The organism is Chryseobacterium sp. TQ-BC-N36 (assembly GCF_058382295.1).
Genome location: NZ_CM178175.1, coordinates 186,009 through 207,023, shown reverse-complemented (window position 1 = coordinate 207,023; position 21,015 = coordinate 186,009). Strand labels below are relative to the sequence as shown.

Sequence of the window (21,015 nt, the reverse complement as noted above, 5' to 3'; positions counted from 1 at the left end):
ACAATTGTCACCTTTAAATAATCCGCAGATTGTCAGTTGGTGAGCTTCTAAGAAAGCTATATTGAGCCGTAAAGAAAAGAGAGCTAAGCATGTAATGATTAACTTTGTCTTTACAGACCCATAATTTTTTGGCATAAGATGGAACAGACTGACCAATTAAAAACCATAAATTACTCAGGAATATTTTTTTCCTGCTTTTCGGATTATAGTGAAAAATGCATTCATGCGACCCCAGAACATGTACTGCTCTATTTGTACTCAGGAGAGCAGGTCATTGAGGACCGAAATACCAAAACAACCATAACCCCGGGAGAATGCGCTTTTATCCGGCGGAACCACCGTCTGATGATGTATAAAAACAGTAAAGGAGATGAACTCTACAAAGGAATTTCTCTTACCTTTAACCGTACATTACTCCGGGATTTTTATAATAAACTGAATAAATCGGATCTGCCTCAGAAAGTTCCTTTTTCTGAAGAAAATGTTTTTAAAATAGACTCTCGTGCCGATATTACAAGCCTTTTTCAGTCACTTACCCCTTATTTTGATGAAAATACAAAACCTTCAGAAGGGGTTGTTCATCTTAAATTACAGGAGGGAATTTACGCTTTGCTCAATCATTCAGAGATCTTCTTTCCTATTTTGTTCGATTTTACAGAGCCGTGGAAAATTGATATTATGGAATTCATGAATGAAAATTATATGGATGATCTTACCATGGAACAGATTGCTTCCTATACCGGCCGCAGTCTTGCCACATTCAAGCGCGATTTTCAAAAGATCAGTGATCTGAGTCCACAAAAATGGCTGATCAGAAAACGTCTGGAAGCGGCCTATTTCAAACTGAAAAACGAAGGCATGAAAGTACAGGATGTCTATGTAGAGGTTGGATTTAAAAATCCATCACACTTTTCCACAGCATTCAAAAAACAATACGGATTTCCACCAACAGAAATTTAACCTGAGCTTCTGAGAAAAGTTATTTGAGCCTCGCAGTAATATTACTGTGAGGCTCGCTCTTTAATTTTGTCCTGTAAATAAATGATAATGAAAACACAGGATATTTTTGAACGGCTCAGAAAAGGGGAAACAATCCCTGCAAATGATCCTCAGTCCTTCAGAATGTTTGAAGTCTCTCTTGAAACAAAGAAATTACTGATCAGGATGAACAATTCTTCTGACCCGGCAGAAATCAGGGAACTTCTGAGTCAGATCACCGGTAAAAGTATCGAAGAAAGCACCACCATCTTTACTCCGTTCTCTATCAACTACGGAAGGAATACAAAAATCGGTAAAAATGTATTCATCAATTCTGGCTGCACATTTCTGGATCTGGGAGGCATTACCATAGAAGATGATGTTTTGATTGCTCCCAAAGTAAATTTACTCTCTGAAGGACATCCCATTTCTTCAGACAGCCGTCATTCACTTGCTCCCGGAGCAATTCATATTAAAAAGAATGTCTGGATTGGAACCAATGCAACCATTCTGCCAGGAGTTACTATAGGTGAAAATGCAATAATAGCCGCCGGAGCTGTTGTTAATAAAGATATTCCGGACAATGTCATTGCAGGAGGAGTACCTGCAAAAATCATCAAACCTATTTAAAGAAAAACATTACCATGAAAAAATGGACAATTTTAACAGCTCTTGTACTGTTGTTCACAGGAAAATCCTATGCACAGCAAAATGAAACGAAAATGAAAAATACAGAAGCAAAAGAACACTATACTTTTATATTGAGTGACAAAGTTACCCGTAAAAAAGTACATTTTAAAAATCGTTACGGGATACTGCTTACCGGCGATCTTTACAGTCCTGCATCCCCTGTTCAAAATAGAGGTCTAGCAGCAATTGCCATAAGCGGGCCTTTTGGAGCTGTGAAAGAGCAGTCATCCGGTCTGTATGCCAACCAGATGGCAGAACGTGGATTTATTGTACTGGCATTTGATCCATCTTATACCGGAGAAAGCGGAGGGGAACCGAGAAGTGTGGCATCTCCCGATATCAATACAGAAGACTTCAGTGCTGCGGTAGACTTTCTGGGATTACAGAACCATGTAGACAGAAGTCGTATAGGAATTATCGGAATATGTGGATTCGGAGGTTTTGCATTAAATGCTGCCGCAATTGACAAACGTGTAAAAGCAGTCGCTACAACCAGTATGTATGATATGTCACGGGTAATGGCGAAAGGCTATTACGATGCAGTTACTCCGGAACAACGTACACAATTGTTAGAACAACTTGGCGAACAGCGCTGGAAAGATGCAGAAAAGGGAACATTTCAGCCCGGACCAAGGCTGAATGCTGAAAAGCTGAAAGGAAATGAGCCTCAGTTTGTAAAGGATTACTTTGATTACTACCGTACTCCGAGAGGATTTCACGAACGTTCTTTGAACTCAGCCGGCTCCTGGAATGCAACCAATGCACTCTCTTTTATGAATATGCCATTGCTTACTTATATCAAAGAAATCTCTCCCCGTCCGGTACTGATTATTGCAGGAGAAAAAGCCCATTCACGGTATTTCAGTGAGGATGCTTACAAAATGGCGGCCGACCCTAAGGAGTTAATGATCATTCCCGACGCTGTACATGTAGACCTTTACGATAAAACAGATATTATTCCTTTCGATAAGCTGGAAGCTTTTTTTAAGGAAAATCTGAAATAAGATTATTTGTAAAGCCAGAAAAAAGCCTGCTGTCTGCAGGCTTTTTGCAACATATCGGAAAAAATCTAAAATTCAAAACGTCCGGAATTGTTTTAAATAAAAACAGAGGGCTGTTTTCACTCAACTCCTTCTCTTTCAAATAGGAATATGACGTGTTCTTAGAATCGAATCAGTAAAATAATAATTTCAGCATTAATGTAATTAATTTACATTCCCAGTTTCTTTTTGATGGCTTCCATTTCTGTTTCCAGCTTTTTAATCTTAGCTTTTTGCTGCTCTATTTCAGCCTGCTGGTCCTGGATAGCTTTGGTCAGCGCAGGGACAAGCGCGGAATAATCAACCGCCCAGGCTTCTTTTGTATCATCTTTCGGTTTATAGACTGCTTCAGGAACTACTTTATAAAGATCCTGTGCCAGGAATCCGATTTTATGCTGCGTTTTCTGACTTGGGTTTACAGCAGGTTTTCCATCTTTAATCTGATTATTGGCTGACAGTTCATATTGCTTAGGCTGCAATGCCATGATAGTACTGAGCCCATATCCGATATCTTTAATCTGGGTTTTCAGACGCATATCTGAAGTATTTACAAAACCTCCTGCGGCACTTACCTGTCCGTTTCCGTCAATGATCACTTTGGTACTGCCGTTATAGCTGTATTTAAATCCTTCAGCTCCAAGATAGACCTGGGTAACAGAACCGTTCAGCGTATTATATCCGCTTAGATCAAGATGCCCTTTTGTAGCTGCAACTTTATTTCCTCCTACTCCGGCTACTTCAGGTCTGTTCATATTAATATCTCCGTTCCCGTCAATATCCGTCTTACTATTGACATTATCTCCATAATAGTATCTGAAGCCGGTACTTCCTACCGTTACCTTTGCAAATGAAGAACTGTTGCTGTTACCTCTCAGCGTAAGAAGACCATTATAAGCATTAACGGCATTACCTGCCGCTCCAAAGGCTGTAATATCCCCATCTCCGTTGAAATTCAGTTTTCTGTCAGCGTTAAAAAGATAATCACCACCGTTGGCCTGACTGAGCTTAAATTGGGCCGCATTATTATTTCCTGCTATAGTAAGGGCTCCCGCAATATTGTTTATCGTTCCTCCATTGGCTCCTCCATCAGTGGTTTTGGTAGAGGAATTAAGAAACATATCCATGGAACTTCCTGCGTCATTGGTAAGCCTTAAAAGTGCAGAGGCATTGGTGCCGGAGCTCAGGTTACTGATCGAGGTAAGACCAGCTCCGTCAACATTGCTTCTGAAATATAATGCTTTATCAGCATAATCAATTGCGGTATTTTGTAAAAGTGTGCCTCCAAGCCTCACATCATTACCAGTGGTACTAAGTCCGTTACTTGCCGTTACACCAGTGCTGCCGGACGAATTATTTCCTGATATATCCCATGTAGCTGCAGCTCCTGTAAGACCGGTACTGATCAGCTGCAGGCTTTGATTAGGACCTACCGTAACACTGGCATTACCATCGATTGTCTCTGAGGCTGCAGGATTTACCGTTACCGTAAAAGCTGTATTATTCTTGATCGTATACATACGGCCACTGAAGTTACCTGTACCAGATATAGCAGTTGGCAAAGTAAAAACAGCATTGGAGGTTCCGTTATATGAGATATGAAAATCACCGGAAGTCATCGCATATGCTGCAGCTGTCACTGCGGTGTATTTTGCTGCCAAAGAACCGTTAACATCCAGTGTTGATCCGGGTTGTGCGGTATTGATTCCTACACTTTGTGCAGACACAATGCTATATGAAAGCAAAGCTGCGGCTACTGATAATTTAGTAAAGTTTTTAAACATTATTATATAATTATGAGTTTAATAAAGTAAAAGTCCCGGGGAAGCATTTGTCATTTCAGTTATTATCTGCTGTAGTAATGGTCAGATCAAGAATTGTTTCGGGTTCTGTATACAGATTGGAAACTGCAGTAATCTGTATTTCTGAAAGACTTAACATGAAGAAATGATAGAAATATTTTTTCATTGTTCCCTTTTTTTAATATTACAAAGCTAAATTTTCCAAAGTCTTATTAAAAAAAACACCTGAAAGAAAACAGCTACATTGGTGTGGAAAAATTATTACAAGATGAATAAGAAAAAAATCATGATTTATTTGTATACAAAAGACATAAATGAATCTGATCTTTTAGCTGACTGTGAAAATATTTTTCCGGAATACTGATGATCTTAGTATTCCATTCAGAAATAGAGTATCTTTATACCCAACAGACCAAAATTTTTATAAAACATGAAGTTAGAATTATATCAGGTAGATGCGTTTACAGAAGAAATTTTCCATGGAAATCCGGCATGTGTCGTTCCCTTAAAAAATTGGTTACCCGATGAAATGCTGTTAAAAATAGCCCGTGAAAATGCCGTGGCAGAAACGGCTTTCTTTATTGATAATGGAAGTGATACTATTCAGCTGAGATGGTTTACCCCTGAAATAGAAATGGACTTGTGCGGGCATGCTACCCTGGCTACAGCTCATTGCCTGGCATCCATTTTAAACTATAAGAATAACAGGATCATTTTTGATACAAAAAGTGGTGCATTAACCGTTGATGTAAAAGATGGGGTTTATTATATGGATTTCCCATCCAGAATGCCTGAAATCTCCTTACTCCCGGATACAATAATCAGATCACTGAATATACAGCCTAAAGAGGTGTTCAAAGCAAGAGACTACGTTTTGGTATATGATTCTGAAGAAGATATAAGAAACATCAAAATTGAAAGATCAATTTTTGATCTTATCAATCTGGATCCAGGCGGTGTTGTGGTGACCTCAGCAGGTACAGACAGTGATTTTGTTTCAAGATACTTTACACCGCAGTCTTCCATTCTTGAAGATCCTGTAACCGGCTCTGCACACTGCTCACTCATCCCGTTCTGGTCATCAAGATTAGGAAAAGATAAGCTTTTTGCACGCCAGCTGTCCGAAAGAGGCGGCCAACTCTATTGTGAAAACAAAAATGAAAGAGTGATTGTCGCAGGAAAAGCCAAAACTTATTCTGTGGGGTACTTGTGGATTGAATAATAAAAATCACGATAATCTTGTATGTAAAACGAAAGCACCCAGAGATAACATAAAGCCTTGAACATTCGATCCAAGGCTTTTTTGTTGATTTTATTTTACCGGTAACGTTTTGAAGTTGCCGTTTATTGAGTTAGTTTTACAGATATCCAGACGGTCTGTTTCAGAAACATTGTTATATTTGAACGATATTAATAACCACTTGTTAATTTTAAAAATGAAAATCATCATCACACTGTTCCTGTTGATCTCAGGAATTTTGTTTTCTCAAAATCAAAGATTTGTCTACGAATATTCATTTAAGATGGATACCTTAAACAAGGATAAAGCAGAAAAGGAAATAATGAATCTTGATATCACCAAAGAAGGCTCCTATTTTTACAGTGCATTGCTGATTACGCGGGACTCTCTTCTCAATGCTGAAGTTGAAAAAGGAAAGGCTTCAAATTCCGTCAACATTGATTTCAGGAAGATCAAACATCCCAAAGTCAATTTTCGGGTATCCAAAACATACCCAGGTTTAGAAACAATATATCATACCTCACTGAACGCCAGCAATGTTGCAGTAAAGGAACCGGATAAAATAAATTGGACAATTCTACCTGAAACAAAAAGCATTGAAGTTTTTAAAGCTCAGAAAGCGACTACACATTTTGGCGGCAGAAACTGGATTGCCTGGTTTACCAATGAAATTCAGATCCAGGACGGACCTTATAAATTTTGTGGTTTGCCCGGCCTGATTTTACAGATCGAAGATGAAGAAGGAACTCATATTTTCAATCTGGCCGGGAGTATGAAACTCAAAGACGGCTTTTCACTTATAGATGCAAAAACGGCAGAAATTCTCCTGACAAAGGAAAAATTCAACAAGCTTTGGAATGAATACTTACAAGATCCTGCTAAAAATATCAAACTCATGCACAGTTCTTCCGGAATGTCAGAAACAATATTATTTGATTCAAATACCGGAAATCCCCTGACCAAACAAGAGTTAATCAGGAACAAAGAAACACGTGCAAAAGAGTTTCTGAAACGATTTAATAATTTTATAGAAAAGGATTTATATAAATAATTGTGCTATCAGATTTTTCATTGCTGAACATCCATAATTCCGTTAGTAATTTTACCTATATTAAGATCTGCCCAGCATCTTTTTGGTGACAAATTCTTTAAAGAAATAATCCCTGTATATATTTCCAATAGGAATTTCACTTTCCTTAATGTAAATGGTATTATTATCTAAAGAGTTTATGTGTAAGGAATTAACGATATATGATTTGCTCACTCTTACAAAAATGTTTTTCGGCAGCTGTTCCTGAATTGTTTTAATGTTCATTGCCGTAATGATTTTTTGGTTCTCTGTATGCAAAATCACATAGTCTTTTAAACCCTGGATAAAAAGAATATCTTTAAAATGAAGTTTAAACATTTTCCGTTCCGCCCGGACAAACAGATAATCATCTGTACTGGTCTCTATATTGGAAAAACTGTGATCTATTTTCACTAATTTGGAGTAGCTCCTTGCCTTTTCTACCGCTTTTTGAAAACGTTCCAGCCTTATGGGTTTTATAAGATAATCCACCGCATCCACCTCATAGCTGTCTACCGCAAATTCAGAAAACGCAGTGGTGAACACCATCAGAGTTTCTTTCGGAATAGAATTTGAAAATTCAATACCGTTGATACCGGGCATCTGAATGTCCAGAAAAACAAGGTCTACCGTATTGGGATTATCTTTTAAAAAGATCCCGGCAGGTTCAGCGCCATTAAATGTACCCAGCAGATGCAGGTCCTCGGTTTCATCTATAAGCATATTAATGGCTTCTCTTGCCAGGGGTTCATCATCTACAATTATACATTTCATATTTCAGGATTTACAGATATAAAATTAATATTTTCTCATTGCACTTTCTCTAAATAATAAAGTAATCAGATGATCTGTTATATTTTTCTTTCTTACCAAGGCTGAGAAAAAACCTTGCTTCATCCAGTCCTTTTTTGAAGCGTTTCATGATCAGGTTTGAGAAAGGTTTTTCATTGATGGCACTATTGATAAATGGATCAGGTTGGGGAACAAAGATGACAAAAGTATCTTCAGGAATGGTATAAATAAATTCAATACTGCCAAAATCATACATCTGAATGTCGAAAAACAGAATATCAATACAGTGGTCTGCCATATATGCTGATGCTTTATCAAATGCCTGAAAGGCAGACAGCAGATGCAGGTAATCCGATTCCAGAACGAGTTTTCTGATGCTTTTTTCTATCAGAAAATCCTGGGTTACAATAATGCAATTCATAATTTAATGGATAAATAGACAGTAAAGGATTCAACATCATTTATAATTTTTAATGAATGGCTTAATGGAAATAATAATTCAAGTCTCCGTTTAATATTAGCCAGGCCTAACCCTCCGGAATAAGGGACCGCTTTATGCTGTGGTTTTGAATTGATGCACTGAAAAATCAATTCATCATCTTTCACTTCAAAAAAAACATTTACGTACGATGATCTTGCTGAATCATTATTGTGTTTTACAGCGTTTTCAACAAACGAAATAAATAATAAAGGGGGAACCAGTACACCACTTATATTACCTTCCTTGGAAAGGATAAAATTAAAGGTATCCCGTCTGATCTTTTCCAGGTTCAGAAAATCTTCCAAAAAATGGATGTCTGATGTCAGCAGGACCTTTTCTCTGGTACTGTCATATAACTGATACCGCAGCAGGTCACTTAATCTCAATAAAACCTGTGATGCCCTTTCAGGGTCTTTTTTAGTAAGAACATTGGCATTATTAAGCATATTGAAAAGAAAATGGGGATTGATCTGGTTTTTCAGCTGCTCAAGTTCAGCAGATGTTCTGGATCTTTCAAGCTCAAAAATCAGCTGCTTATCCAACATCCATTTCTGAAATAATTTTATTGAAGCAGAAGCAGCAAAGAGAACCAAGATAAGGGTTGAAAAAAGCAGGATATTCAGATCATCAGAAGTTGAACGTCCAAAATATGCCAGCAATACTTTTGCTGAAATAACAATGGCTGCAAGAATTGTAATGACAGCCAGGCAGTACCATATATATTTATTTTTAAATAAAAGCCTCGGCACCAGAATATACATATTACAGTAAAACAACAATATGACCAGCATTAAAACGGGGGTTGGTTCTGTAATTTCCGGTCTGCTGTTATACAATACAACACTTATAAAAAGAAACAGAATTAAATGCCTGATGATTCTGTATCTGGCGGAAACAAAAAACTGAAATATCCAATTTTCATCCTTGAACTGATTATCTAGATTTTGGCTCATTGTTTTAACAATAATATATTACAAAATTAAATCATACAGCAGAGGCAGATGACATTTTATACGAAAGCATATCTTTTGTATACAAAAAATTCAATACTGTCATTCAATTTCTAAAAGTTATAAAAAAAACACATTGAATTTTGATCTTTTAAAAACATCCTTTCATATAATAATCAAACACTTTGGTATAATTACCTGAATTCCGGACTTTTCAAAACAATACTTTCGCTCAAGATTTATAATTAACGGGATCCTAATGAAGAACAAATCATGCCTTTCACTTTTTGTGATGATTTCAGCAGCAGCTTTTGGACAGGAAAAAGTGACACTCAGCGGGATCATTGCCAGCAGATCAAATAATGAAACACTTATCGGGGCCACTATTTCAGTTCCTGGAGCCAATATAACAGCGGTTACCAATTCCTATGGCTTCTACTCTATCAGCCTTCCTAAAGGTGATTATACAGTGGTGATCAATTACCCTGATTTTGATATAACTGAAGAGAAAATTTCCATAACAGAAAATATGCAGAGAAATTTTACCCTAACGGAAAGCAGCCGTACAAAATCAATAGGAGAAGTGATATTAAAAGGGAACAGTACAAAAAACAATATCAGAACTCCGGAAATGAGCGTCAACAAACTGTCCATCGCAACGATCAGAAAAATGCCTGCAGTAATGGGTGAAGTGGATATTCTGAAGTCCATCCTGCAGCTTCCGGGAGTTGCCAATGCGCAGGAAGGGTCCTCAGGATTCAATGTAAGAGGCGGTTCTGTAGATGGCAATCTTGTTCTTCTTGATGAAGCAATTGTTTATAACACCTCCCATCTGTTTGGATTCTTCTCTGTTTTCAACGCTGATGTCATCAAAGACCTGAAACTGTATAAGGGGGGAATTCCTTCCAATTATGGCGGCCGTATCTCTTCGGTTCTGGATATTTATCAGAAAGAAGGAAATAATAAAGAATATCATGCTACAGGAGGTATTGGAGCTGTTTCCAGCAGGTTGCTGATAGAAGGTCCTGTTGTCAAAGAAAAAAGTTCTTTCGTAATAGCAGGCAGGGCCTCCTACGCCCATCTTTTTATGAAATTGGCCAAAAAACCTAACTCAGCTTACTTCTATGATTTAAATGCAAAGCTGAATTTTAAGCTGAATACTAAAAACAGCCTTTATGTATCCGGATATTTTGGGAAAGACGATATGAGCTTCAATAACAGCTTCATGAACGATTATGGCAATACGCTTCTTAATTTAAGATGGAATCATATATTTTCTGATAAATTATTTTCCAATGCGTCAGTCATTTACAGCGATTACAATTATGGATTACAGATAAAGTTCGCAGGAATCGACTGGAAATCAAACATCAAAAATTATAATTTTAAATACGACTTCAAACATTATCTGTCTGACAAGTTGAGTCTGAATTACGGACTGAACTCTATTTATTACCAGTTCAATCCCGGTACCATTGCCCCCTTTGGAGAGAATTCAACAATAAAGCCAGACCAGATCGCGAAAAAAAATGCAATGGAAAATGCCATTTATATTAATGCTGAACAAAAATTTTCAGATCACCTGTCTGTCAATTACGGCTTAAGATACAGTAATTTTATGCGTTTAGGGGCACAGCAGGTCAATACTTATACCCATAATGAAGCTGTTGTTTACAATCAGGAAATGCAGATTTATGAAGAGGGAACCCCTACAGGCAGTATCAGTTACGGAAAAAATAAAAAAATTATCGGCTTTGGAAATCTGGAGCCGCGTTTGGGGATATCTTATGCTTTAGATGACAATCAATCATTTAAAGCCAGCTATAACCGCATGGCACAGTATGTTCACCTCATCTCCAATACCGCTTCTGTTTCCCCGCTGGACATCTGGGCACCCAGCGACAGCTATCTGAAGCCTCAGATTCTGGATCAGGTAGCATTGGGATATTTCCGGAATTTCAATAACGGAAACTATTCTCTGGAAGTGGAAACTTTTTATAAAAAGATAAAAAATAAAGCCGATTATATTGACGGTGCAGAGCTTATTGCCCATAAAGCTATTGAACAGGTGATGCTGAATGGTGAAGGAAGAGCCTATGGCCTGGAAATTATGACTAAAAAAAATTCAGGCAGATTAACAGGCTGGCTTTCCTATACTCTATCCCGTGCAGAACAAAGAACCCCCGGCAGAAATGCAGACGAACCAGGAATCAATAACGGTCAGTGGTATCGTGCTAATTACGATAAAACGCATAACTTCTCACTGACAGCTGCTTATCAGCTCTCAAAAAAATGGAGCTTTGGAGGAATTTTTACCTATCAGACAGGAAAAGCAGCCACCTATCCCAATGGAAAATACCAGTATCAGGGTATCACAATAGCCAACTATGGAGAAAGAAACAGAAATTCGATCCCTGCTTACCATCATTTGGATTTATCTGCAACCTATACCCCGAAACCTGATAAAATAAGAAAGTGGAAAGGAGAATGGGTATTCAGTATTTATAATGTTTATGGAAGAAACAATGCTGCAGCCGTTAATTTTGGCCAGAATCCGGATACCGGAATCAGTGAGGCAAGGCAGATATCTATTTTCGGGATTATCCCAAGTGTTACTTATAATTTTAAATTCTAAAAATTCTTACCAGTACAATGAAAACAATAAGAATATATATACTGATCGCAATGGGATTATTGCTTATTGCCTGTGAAAAAGTAATTGATGTAGACCTTGAGACAGCAGAACCCAGACTGGTAATAGATGCATCCATTGACTGGATAAAAAACACATCCGGAAACCGGCAGAAAATAAAGCTTTCCACAACCACAGGATATTATAATTCAGATTTCCCAAGTGTCTCAGGAGCCAATATAGTCATTACCAATTCAGCGGATATGGCTTTTAATTTTGTTGAAGATCCAGGAACCGGAGAATATATCTGCAATAACTTCCTGCCGGTAGTTGGGGAAAGCTATAGATTAACAATCAGTTTAAACGGAGAGACCTACAGAGCCACAGAAACATTAACCGGTGCACCTGAAATAGAAGATAATATTATCCAAAACAATAATGGTGGAATATCGGGTGACGAAATTGAAATCACCTACTATTATCAGGATAATATCAATGAAAAAAACTACTATGTTTTCAGCAACAAAAACCCACATATTGCATTTCCTCAGTATAAGGTAAAAGATGATGAAAATAACAACGGTGGATTGAATCCGATCTATTATTCTGATAAAGACCTGGCTGCAGGGGATGTTATCAATATTAAGTTAATTGCTGTTTCCAAAAGATATTATGATTATTTCCGAAAAATACTGAATGCCTCCGGCTCAGAAAGCGGCCCGTTTTCTACAACTCCTACTTCTGTTAACGGAAACATTATTAATCTGACCCATTCTTCCAACGCACCTTTGGGTTACTTCCGGCTGTCTGAAGTGGATACCAGGGATTATACAATTCAATAAATGCAACCTCTTTCCTTTGTAAATTTCAAAAAAAGCAAGATCAACACCACATCTGCCCGAAACAATGCTTCGCAATATACGGAGGTGATTTTGGCAAAAGCTTCTGCCTGAATAATAATCTTAATGAAAAAAAGGAATTGATCTGCATCTCGTTCCCATCCTGCCTGCAATATTGCTAAAGTAATGCATGACAGGCGGATTAATCAGAAATCCGGATTATATTCAGGATTCAGAAATAACATTGCCATTCTTACGCCATTTGAAAATCGTTCCAATACTTATCCATACTGTGGAAAACAGCAGAGAAAGACACGTAATCCCCAGTCCTGCTTTATAAAGTTCATACTCTACAATATGTGTTTTATAAGCAATGGATAACGCAAGAATTCCAAATTCTCCTGTCTGTGAAAGCAGTGCACCTCCATACAGACTGTCTCTCCATTTAAAGTTCAGCACCCGAAAGAAAACAGAAGACATAACACTGTTACTGATCAATACCACCAAAGTACCTAAAACAATAAGTCTATAATTTGATAATACATATGGAATATCCATCCGAAGTCCAATGGATACAAAGAAAAGAGAAACAAAAAACACTTTAAAAGGCATCAATGAATGTTCAAGCCAATGAAAAGCTTTCATTTTCCCTACTATCACTCCGGCTATAAAACTTCCTAATGCAGCACTCATCCCAATTACTTCTGCAAGCAGCCCAAATCCCAAACAGATAAAAAGTCCGGTGAATACCTGTAAATCGTGATCATTTTCTATAAAAGCATAGGATGTTTTAATTTCCCTGAGATGCCTGATCTTTCTGAATATAAAGAAAATGCCTGCACAGGCAGCCAGAGGCAGAATAAAATCCCAGTACCTGAATTCATCACCATTCCAAAATTTTAATACTGTTAGCGCAGGGGCAAGAAGAAGATCCTGCAACAGTAAAATATTCAGGATAACAATCCCGAATGCTGTATGTATTGTTCCATGCTTCTTTAAAAACTCTACAACCACAGCGGTACTGTTAAATGTGAACAGCATTCCGATAAGAACAATACTTTTATAATCAAGCTTAAGAAGGTACCCTATGAACCAGGCAAAAACAAAACTGAGAAGTATTTTGATTCCCTGTGCCAATAATGGTTTGATAATTAAACTTTTTTTATTGGGAATATTAATTTCCATTCCTATGAAAAACATAAGAAGCAATATGCCTATTTCCCCAACAACCTCTATTTCTTCCGGCTTGGTAAAAAGTTTCAGAACATACGGACCAAGCAGTATACCCGCAATAAGATAGGCAATAAGATAGGGCTGATTCAGCTTTTTGAGCAAAATCATCAATCCCAGCGTTGTCATACACAAAATACATACTGTCCAAAGCATATTTCCTGTATTATAGCATTAGCTGTTAAAAATTTACCATGATTTATTTACGAAGAATAACTTTTAAGGAGAAAATCCCCTTACAGCGCATCTGAATTTACACATTCGAATGTTCTGATACCCAAACCTGTCGGGCTCCGATCAGTCATCCAGAAAATTCTTCTGAGGATAAAATAAGCCCCGCTATGGGGCTTATTTTCAGCGGTGCATTGGGCTGCACTCTTATGTTATTTCAATTAACCTAGGTGGTTTTTGCTTTACTTCCTCCTTCTTGGGAATAGTCAGTTTCAATAATCCATTTTCATATTTTGCCTGAATATTATCCTGATCTACAACATCTTTTGGCAATTCAAAACTTCTCCGGAACGATTGATAACTAAATTCTCTCCGGGTGAAGTTTTCTCCTTTTGTTTCGTTATTATCCTTTTTGGATGATGAGATCGTCAGGAGATTTCCATCAAGCTTAATTTCGAAGTCATTCTTCTCCATACCCGGAGCAGCTACCTGTACCTCGTACGCATCGGCATTTTCTTTAATGTTCACTGAAGGAACTGTGGTACTTGTTGATGAATAATTATTGTTTCCCCAGTTAAAAAATTCGCGATTAAAAAAATCATCGAAAAGATTAGGAACCGTTGGTACGTTACTCCAATTTCTTTTAATAAGATTCATAATAATGCTCTTTTAAAGTTAAACAATTTATTATTTAAACTTCAGCTGGCCAGCTGTTAATCAGTAAAATTCAAAAAAAATACCAAATTTTGAAAAGTGAATTTTTTTCATAAATACTGCCAAAATTTCATTTTTTTTGTCAGAGCTTCATATTCAGTTCTATACTATTCTTTTGTCATGACCACTACTTATAAAAAAATTTAACTCTGTTCTCAGAATAAACGAAATAAAGTTGTCCGAAAATCCTAACTTAGACAAATATTAAAAGCTCCAAATGAAAAAATTAATAACTATTATATTCTGCATCCTGGGTTTTACTTCCTGCAATTCGCAAGAAGTATCTTCCGGATTTACAAAAGAAAACTTTGAAAACCAGGTCCTCAATTATCACCCAAAGAAAAATCAGAATGTTTCGGATAAAGATTATAATTATGGCATTATGATTTTAGAAGAAACAAGGAGTGCTGTAAAAAATAAAACCGAAAACTTTAATCTGGCAGACTATTTTAATATCCTAAATGCTTTTCTCAGTTTGAAAGAAACAAAAGAAAATATTGACGTTGCATTTAGAAAATTTGTTGATACCAAAGGAAGTTGCGAATATATTTTATCTTTTGAAAATTCAATTAAAACTAATCCTAAATACACTATTATACGAAAAGATTATGACCAGCAGCTACTTCAATGCAAATCCAATCCTACCGCTGAAAAATTTGATATTGTAAAGTACTGCCAATCTAATAACCTGGATTTTCCCCTGGTTGAAAAAATGTATACTGTTAATATCAATGACCAGAAGTACCGAAACTTAAAGTTGCAAAGCAAACAACAGCTTTTAGACACAGAAAACCAATCAATCATTGATACCCTCTACAAAAAACACAAAACATATATAGGAAGAAGTTTAGTAGGCAAGGAATTTGAAAATGTTATGTGGGCTGTTGTACAACATTCTAACGTTGAAATGATGGAAAAATATTTACCTGTTATTAAACAGGCGGTTGTTGACAAAGAAATAGAAGTAGGTCCTTTGAAAATGCTTATTGATCGGTTTTATGGACTTAAGTACGGTTACCAGGTCTTTGGAAGTCAGGGTGATGGATTCGGATTTAAGCTAGCTGACGAAAAAACGAAAAAGCAAGTTAAAATGCTCTATGGAATTGAATAAATATTGAGCGAATATTGTACAATCCATTCTCAATTAAAAGAAGCCCTGAATTCTAATGGCGACATCTCTGTTTTGGTCTTAAACAGTTTACTGAATGACTGTGAATGTTCAAAACCCAGCTCATAGGCAATTTCACTGACGGACAAACTGGTGGTGGAAAGCTTTTCCTTCGCTTTGCTGATGAGTTTGTCGTGTATATGCTGTTGTGTGCTTTGCCCGGTCAGTGTTTTAAGCAAACCACTCAGATATTTTGGCGAAATATGTAAGGTATCTGCAATATACTGAACCGTTGGCAATCCTTTTATGGCTAAATCATCCCCGTCAAAATAGTCTGTAAGCAGGTCCTCCAAAAGGGCTAAAATCTGATGATTGCCCTTTTCTCTTGTAATGAACTGGCGGTTGTAAAAACGTTCCGAATAATTGAGAAGGCTCTCAATCTGTGAAATAATAATCTGCTTGCTGAACTGGTCTATATTGGTATGGTATTCCTGCTGAATATTATCAATGATGCCGTCAAGCGTTTTTTGTTCCTTTTCCGAAAGAAACAATGCTTCATTGACCGAATAGTCAAAATAATCATACCGTTTAATTGTTTTGGCCAGCGGTGTATTCCATAAAAAATCAGGATGAACCAGCAACATCCAGCCCGAACGTTTTTCGGTAGAAGCAGGATCAGTCTGTATCCTGAAAACCTGGTTAGGTTCTATAAATGCCATCACTCCCTCATCAAAATCAAATTCCTGCTGCCCGTAATACATTTTCCCACCAATTCCTTTTTTCTGGGAAATCATATAAAAATCAAGTACCATACTGACTTCATCAATATCTGAAGGTCTTTTAATTGCCGAATAATCGACCACACTGATCAGAGGATGATCAGGTTTGGGCAATCCCCTCAGCCTGTGAAATTCGCTAATGGTTTTTATCCTTTGGATCTGACGCTTTTCCATAGTTTAAAATTAAAAACTGATTTACAGACGGTTTGCATTACCAGCCTAATTCATTCCCGTTCCTGTCGAAAAATTTACCTGTTGGTATGTCCTGTAAAGTTACAAATTTTACAATGATACCTGCCGCCTGTTCAGGGGTCTGGGTACCTTGATACCGGTTAAGATTTGATGCCGTATATCCAGGTTCTACACTGATTATTTTAAAATCCGTTTCCTCAAATTCTTTTGAGAGCAGAACGGTAAAAGCATTGAGAGCCGTTTTAGAGGCGCTGTACGCATCATACGTCCTGAAATTGGGGTTTTGGGAATCGCTTTGTAGAGAAAGGGAACCCAAAGGACTTGACACATTAATTATTCTTGGTCCCTCCGATTTTTTTAGCAGGTCGATGAACAATTGGGTAGTCTGTACAGCTCCGAAAAAATTAGTTTCAAAGACATTTCTAAGATTGCTGATGCTGCCTGTAGATATGTTCTGTGGCTGCTCGCCGGCAATACCCGCATTGTTGATCAGCACATCCAGCTGCTGTGTTTTGGACTCCAGTGTCTGTTTTGCAGACTGTATGGAATGAATGTCTGTAACATCTATTTCAATACATTCTACATTATGAAAGCCAGCCCTGTTTAGTTTTTCCTGTGCTTCTATTCCATTTAAAAGGCTGCGGCTTCCCAGATAAACATAATGACCAAGTGCGGCCAATTGTCTGGCGGTTTCAAAACCAATTCCCTGATTGGCGCCTGTTATAAATATTTTTTTCATGTGAAATATACTTTTATTTTATATACTTTGTGTACCTGTCTTCTCAAAATAATGCTGCTTCATATCTTCCAGAAGCCCGATATGCAAAGGTTTCCAGCCCAGCATTTCCTGTGTTTTAACATTACTCACAGGACAATCCATTGTGATAAAATGGCTCATCCACTCAAAGTGTTTCTGAAGTTCTTCACCGGAAACAGAGACAACCGGAAGGTTAAGGTTATCCGCAATACAGGCAGCTATGGTTTTCATTTCAATGCCGTCCTGGTCAACCACATTATATACTCCCCCTTTATGACCTTTTTCTAAAGCCAAACGGAAAGCTCTGGCAGCATCCAGACGATGTACACCTACCCAACGGTTTTTTCCTTTATCCGGATAGGCTGAAACTCCGTTTTTGCGCGCCTGATGGATCATAAAAGGAATAAAGCCTTCATCTCCTTTATCATGAACTGAAGGTGCCAGCCTGACAACAGAGGTATTGACGCCTTTTTCTGCCAATGCCAATGCAGTTGCTTCCGATGATCTGAGGGAATTTTCTGCAATACTCTCTTCGGTTATAAAACCATTGATAGAAGGCAGCCCCAGCATCCCGGCAGTAACTACCATAGTTTTGTCTGTGCCTGCAAACATTTCCCCCATTGTAATGATCGCATTTTTGTCTGTTACTGCTGCCTCTGAAAATGTAGTTGCCCCACCTTTCATAAAGTCGTGGTTAAACCCACAGTGAATGATACCATCCGAATCAGCAGCACCTTGTTTCAGTATTTCAGTATCCTCAAGGTTGCCTTTCAGTACTTCAGCGCCTAAATAATGAATGATTTTTGCCGATTTTTCCGAACGGGCCAGACCAACGACCTGGTGTCCGGCACCTATTAATTCTTTTACAACTGCGGAGCCATTAAAACCCGATGCTCCTGTTACAAATACTTTCATTGCATTACTATTTTTTGTTGAAGCAAAGTTGCACTGATTTAACTGTCCTGATGTAGTCGAAAGTTAGTTTGTTGTAGCCAAAAAGAAAACTGCGCCACCATAAACATCTATTTTTAAATGTTTTTTTACCATCCATTCGTGAATGGCAATCTTGGCCACCAATGACAGGAAATTTTATCAGCCACAGTGTAAAAAGCAAACGAAAGATTTTCCGGAAATTAATTAAAACCTATTTTTCGGCTTTAGCTTTAAGATTCTTCAGCCAGATCTGCAATGAATTTTCCAGGCCTTTCTGAAATGTACTGCTTAGCAGTGATACCAGCCAGCCTTCCATACTTTCTTCGACTTTTACTGTTGTTCTGCCATCGTGTTCTATGAATGACCAATTATGGATTGCAAAAGCCCCGAAAGCTTTACCTGACCAACCTATTGTATGTCCTGGCACTACGGTATGCAAGGTAGAATGAATGGTTAACCCACCACTTTTCCAATCAAAAGAGCTGCCTTTTTTGAATGGACCATTTAGCTTAGGATCTTCAACATCACTGTGCCAATCCTTCCAATGACCTATATCACTCATCATCTGATAAACTTTTTGTGCAGGAGCATTTATTGTAATTTCCTGATAGGTTTTTACAGGAGCATTTTTATTGATAGATTCTGTCACAGCGTATGAAGTGAAAACTTCCAGACAGATAATGATTACCGTAAGTATTCCTGCGATTAAAAGAAAACTGTAAACGAACTTTTTCATTATATATTATTTTTAGGATGATTAAACTATTTGAAAAACTCTAAGTGATCATGAACAAACTGTTCGAATTGAATTGCCGGTTTTCCCGTTATCTCGTGAACTGTATTAAAGATTTCAGCGGCCTCTCCTTTTGCATAATGAGCATAATCTTCGATCAGCCCCTCTACCTGCCATTCCGGAAACCCGGCAACCGTTAATGCTTCACGCATTTGTTCAGAATTTAAATCAACATAGGTAATTTCGGCTTCCAATACTCTGGAAAGTACTTCGGCCATTTGAAAATGAGTGAGAGACTTATTTCCGGTTATATTATAGATTTTGTTTTCATGCCCATTCTCTGTTAATACTTTTGCTGCCACTCCTGCAATATCACGAATATCAACAGCACTGACAGCGGCATTACCCAGTGAGCCATAAAATTGTCTTTCATATCTGACAGAATGCCCAAACGTTATAAGCCCCTGCATAAACAAATTCGGGCGTAAAAATGTATAATCCATTCCCGACTCTCTGATTCTTTCTTCAACAGCGGCATGATATCTGAGAAAACGTACCGGAGAAGCCTGGTCTGCAGCCAGCTGAGATAATTTCACAATATGCTTTACCCCTGCTTTTTGGGCAGCATTAATAAAATTAAGCTGAAGTTCTTCAGCATATTCCGATGAGTTGGTAAGCAAAAATGCTTTTTCAATTCCCTGTAATGCATGAGCAAGGCTACGGCTATCCGACAGATCACCAAGAGCTATTTCAGCCTGTGGCAAATCAGCCATCAGATCTCCCTGATCATTGCTTCGGACGAGTGCTCTGAAAGAGACATTCATATTAACCAATTTCTTAACAAGTTGTGTACCTACACTTCCCGTTGCTCCTGTTAGGAGAAGATTTGTATGTTTCATAAAAACTGTTTTTTATTCCTTCAAAATTCAGTGTATTGCAGGATTTAAAATTGTAAGAAAACGAAGTCTTCTTTTACATATTTTTATGAGGAAAACAATATGGATAAACTCAACCCATCCTAGTGCCTGATCAGCATATAATGAGATGGTGTTATAAAAGTGATGAAGGTCCGGTTAATTCTTAGGATCACATATAGATTCCTGGAATTTCAGATATTTTGAAGGACTGAGATCAATATAATATTTAAAATCTTTAATAAGTTGGCTTTGATCATAATAACCACATTGGCTGATGACATCAAACCAATCTATTTTAATATGTTGACAGGAAGTGGTCTGGATTATCTGAATTGCTTTTAAAAAACGCTGATATCGGTGAATTTCTTTTGAGGTATAGCCAAAATGTTTTTTATGATTCGTCTGCAGTGATCTTTCGGATAGCTTATTTTTTCTGGAAATTTCTTTGATCGGGCTGAAGGTCGTACGGTCAAATGCAGCTATTTGTTCTGCGATACCATTACGATCCCGTAAATAAGGCCGGCAGAAATCCAGCAGAGCCTGAACCCGGTCTTCATTGGAACTTATCTTTTTCAATTCGGACCATAGCATTGTAAAACAATTCTGATGAATCAACTCATCAGGATGTATGGCTAAACCCTTTGTAAAATCTGTATTTCCGAAAAACCTGAAGAAAGCATCATCTTTAAAATTGCAAACCAGAATCTCTGCTCCTTTTGGCAGAATATAGTTAAAAGCATGTTTTATGGGCCCCAGTACGATACATTTTTCAACTTCAATGCTTTCTTTATTGTTAGAAATAAACGATGCAGGATGACCAAAACTGAAAATCATCATGGTCTGATATGAAGGTAAAAGTGTCTTTTCTACAGATTCTTCTGATCTGTTTTCTGCATAATAAAAATGCGAAAAAACCTCTTTAAATTCTGTAGGAGCAGATATTCTGTAATTATTATAACCTTCCATATTTC

Annotated in this window: 21 protein-coding genes; 8 read left to right on the top strand and 13 right to left on the bottom strand. The window is 37.5% G+C overall.

Annotated features, from left to right (window positions below; all coding sequences use genetic code 11):
- Positions 1–138 precede the first annotated feature (138 nt).
- From AC3FI7_RS00890 to AC3FI7_RS00880, 3 genes are all read left to right on the top strand, one after another.
- Entirely contained in the window at positions 139–960 is an 822-nt protein-coding gene (locus AC3FI7_RS00890; RefSeq protein WP_142722174.1) for a helix-turn-helix domain-containing protein, read from the top strand.
- A gap of 81 nt (positions 961–1,041) precedes the next feature.
- Positions 1,042–1,608, top strand: coding sequence for a sugar O-acetyltransferase (locus tag AC3FI7_RS00885; protein WP_491461159.1), 567 nt, complete (start codon positions 1,042–1,044; stop codon positions 1,606–1,608).
- Positions 1,609–1,622: 14 nt separating this feature from the next.
- Complete coding sequence (locus AC3FI7_RS00880) at positions 1,623–2,672, top strand: alpha/beta hydrolase (RefSeq protein ID WP_491461158.1); 1,050 nt, start codon at positions 1,623–1,625, stop codon at positions 2,670–2,672.
- A gap of 206 nt (positions 2,673–2,878) precedes the next feature.
- On the opposite strand, the gene AC3FI7_RS00875 is transcribed toward AC3FI7_RS00880, so the two are convergent.
- Together AC3FI7_RS00875 and AC3FI7_RS00870 are read right to left on the bottom strand one after the other, a co-directional pair.
- Positions 2,879–4,489 (bottom strand): tail fiber domain-containing protein, encoded by a 1,611-nt coding sequence (locus tag AC3FI7_RS00875; RefSeq protein ID WP_491461157.1) that lies wholly within the window; start codon positions 4,487–4,489, stop codon positions 2,879–2,881.
- A 55-nt stretch (positions 4,490–4,544) separates the two neighbouring features.
- The gene (locus AC3FI7_RS00870) at positions 4,545–4,673 is read right to left on the bottom strand and encodes a hypothetical protein (protein WP_262711763.1); all 129 of its coding nucleotides are present in this window, start codon (positions 4,671–4,673) and stop codon (positions 4,545–4,547) included.
- 264 nt (positions 4,674–4,937) lie between these two features.
- On the opposite strand from AC3FI7_RS00870, the gene AC3FI7_RS00865 reads away from it, so the two are divergent.
- Together AC3FI7_RS00865 and AC3FI7_RS00860 are read left to right on the top strand one after the other, a co-directional pair.
- Positions 4,938–5,729, top strand: a complete 792-nt coding sequence (locus AC3FI7_RS00865; RefSeq protein ID WP_491461156.1) for a PhzF family phenazine biosynthesis protein — start codon at positions 4,938–4,940, stop codon at positions 5,727–5,729.
- Between the two features lie 214 nt (positions 5,730–5,943).
- On the top strand, positions 5,944–6,798 hold the full coding sequence (locus AC3FI7_RS00860) for a GLPGLI family protein (protein WP_343658055.1): 855 nt from the start codon (positions 5,944–5,946) through the stop codon (positions 6,796–6,798).
- Between the two features lie 60 nt (positions 6,799–6,858).
- Here AC3FI7_RS00860 and AC3FI7_RS00855 read toward each other — a convergent pair whose 3' ends face one another.
- From AC3FI7_RS00855 to AC3FI7_RS00845, 3 genes are read right to left on the bottom strand one after another with little or no spacing between them, the layout of a single operon-like run.
- A complete protein-coding gene (locus AC3FI7_RS00855) occupies positions 6,859–7,590 on the bottom strand; it encodes a LytR/AlgR family response regulator transcription factor (RefSeq protein WP_491461155.1) in 732 nt (243 codons plus the stop codon).
- A gap of 49 nt (positions 7,591–7,639) precedes the next feature.
- Positions 7,640–8,029, bottom strand: a complete 390-nt coding sequence (locus tag AC3FI7_RS00850) for a hypothetical protein (RefSeq protein ID WP_343658052.1) — start codon at positions 8,027–8,029, stop codon at positions 7,640–7,642.
- Positions 8,026–9,042 carry a sensor histidine kinase gene (locus tag AC3FI7_RS00845; protein ID WP_291904694.1) on the bottom strand — a complete coding sequence of 339 codons (1,017 nt, stop codon included), beginning with the start codon at positions 9,040–9,042 and terminating at the stop codon, positions 8,026–8,028. Before AC3FI7_RS00845 ends, AC3FI7_RS00850 begins: the two co-directional genes overlap by 4 nt.
- A 256-nt stretch (positions 9,043–9,298) precedes the next feature.
- On the opposite strand from AC3FI7_RS00845, the gene AC3FI7_RS00840 reads away from it, so the two are divergent.
- Together AC3FI7_RS00840 and AC3FI7_RS00835 are read left to right on the top strand one after the other, a co-directional pair.
- Positions 9,299–11,674 carry a TonB-dependent receptor gene (locus AC3FI7_RS00840; protein ID WP_491461154.1) on the top strand — a complete coding sequence of 792 codons (2,376 nt, stop codon included), beginning with the start codon at positions 9,299–9,301 and terminating at the stop codon, positions 11,672–11,674.
- Between the two features lie 17 nt (positions 11,675–11,691).
- Positions 11,692–12,513 (top strand): DUF4249 family protein, encoded by an 822-nt coding sequence (locus tag AC3FI7_RS00835; protein WP_491461153.1) that lies wholly within the window; start codon positions 11,692–11,694, stop codon positions 12,511–12,513.
- Positions 12,514–12,735: 222 nt separating this feature from the next.
- On the opposite strand, the gene AC3FI7_RS00830 is transcribed toward AC3FI7_RS00835, so the two are convergent.
- Together AC3FI7_RS00830 and AC3FI7_RS00825 are read right to left on the bottom strand one after the other, a co-directional pair.
- Complete coding sequence (locus AC3FI7_RS00830) at positions 12,736–13,896, bottom strand: cation:proton antiporter (protein ID WP_343658047.1); 1,161 nt, start codon at positions 13,894–13,896, stop codon at positions 12,736–12,738.
- A gap of 222 nt (positions 13,897–14,118) precedes the next feature.
- Positions 14,119–14,568: an Hsp20/alpha crystallin family protein gene (locus AC3FI7_RS00825; RefSeq protein WP_343658046.1), complete on the bottom strand. Its 450-nt coding sequence runs from the start codon at positions 14,566–14,568 to the stop codon at positions 14,119–14,121.
- A 439-nt stretch (positions 14,569–15,007) separates the two neighbouring features.
- Between AC3FI7_RS00825 and AC3FI7_RS00820 the strand changes: the two genes are divergently transcribed.
- On the top strand, positions 15,008–15,736 hold the full coding sequence (locus tag AC3FI7_RS00820; protein WP_491461152.1) for a hypothetical protein: 729 nt from the start codon (positions 15,008–15,010) through the stop codon (positions 15,734–15,736).
- Between the two features lie 29 nt (positions 15,737–15,765).
- Here the strand turns inward: AC3FI7_RS00820 and AC3FI7_RS00815 are convergent, their stop codons facing one another.
- From AC3FI7_RS00815 to AC3FI7_RS00790, 6 genes are all read right to left on the bottom strand, one after another.
- Entirely contained in the window at positions 15,766–16,686 is a 921-nt protein-coding gene (locus tag AC3FI7_RS00815) for a helix-turn-helix domain-containing protein (protein WP_142722161.1), read from the bottom strand.
- Positions 16,687–16,723: 37 nt separating this feature from the next.
- Complete coding sequence (locus AC3FI7_RS00810) at positions 16,724–17,443, bottom strand: SDR family NAD(P)-dependent oxidoreductase (RefSeq protein WP_142722160.1); 720 nt, start codon at positions 17,441–17,443, stop codon at positions 16,724–16,726.
- Between the two features lie 18 nt (positions 17,444–17,461).
- Positions 17,462–18,376: an SDR family oxidoreductase gene (locus AC3FI7_RS00805; RefSeq protein ID WP_491461151.1), complete on the bottom strand. Its 915-nt coding sequence runs from the start codon at positions 18,374–18,376 to the stop codon at positions 17,462–17,464.
- A gap of 229 nt (positions 18,377–18,605) precedes the next feature.
- On the bottom strand, positions 18,606–19,130 hold the full coding sequence (locus AC3FI7_RS00800) for an SRPBCC family protein (protein ID WP_343658038.1): 525 nt from the start codon (positions 19,128–19,130) through the stop codon (positions 18,606–18,608).
- Between the two features lie 26 nt (positions 19,131–19,156).
- Positions 19,157–20,026 carry an SDR family oxidoreductase gene (locus tag AC3FI7_RS00795; protein ID WP_491461150.1) on the bottom strand — a complete coding sequence of 290 codons (870 nt, stop codon included), beginning with the start codon at positions 20,024–20,026 and terminating at the stop codon, positions 19,157–19,159.
- A 174-nt stretch (positions 20,027–20,200) separates the two neighbouring features.
- Positions 20,201–21,010: a helix-turn-helix domain-containing protein gene (locus AC3FI7_RS00790; protein ID WP_142722156.1), complete on the bottom strand. Its 810-nt coding sequence runs from the start codon at positions 21,008–21,010 to the stop codon at positions 20,201–20,203.
- Positions 21,011–21,015 lie beyond the last annotated feature (5 nt).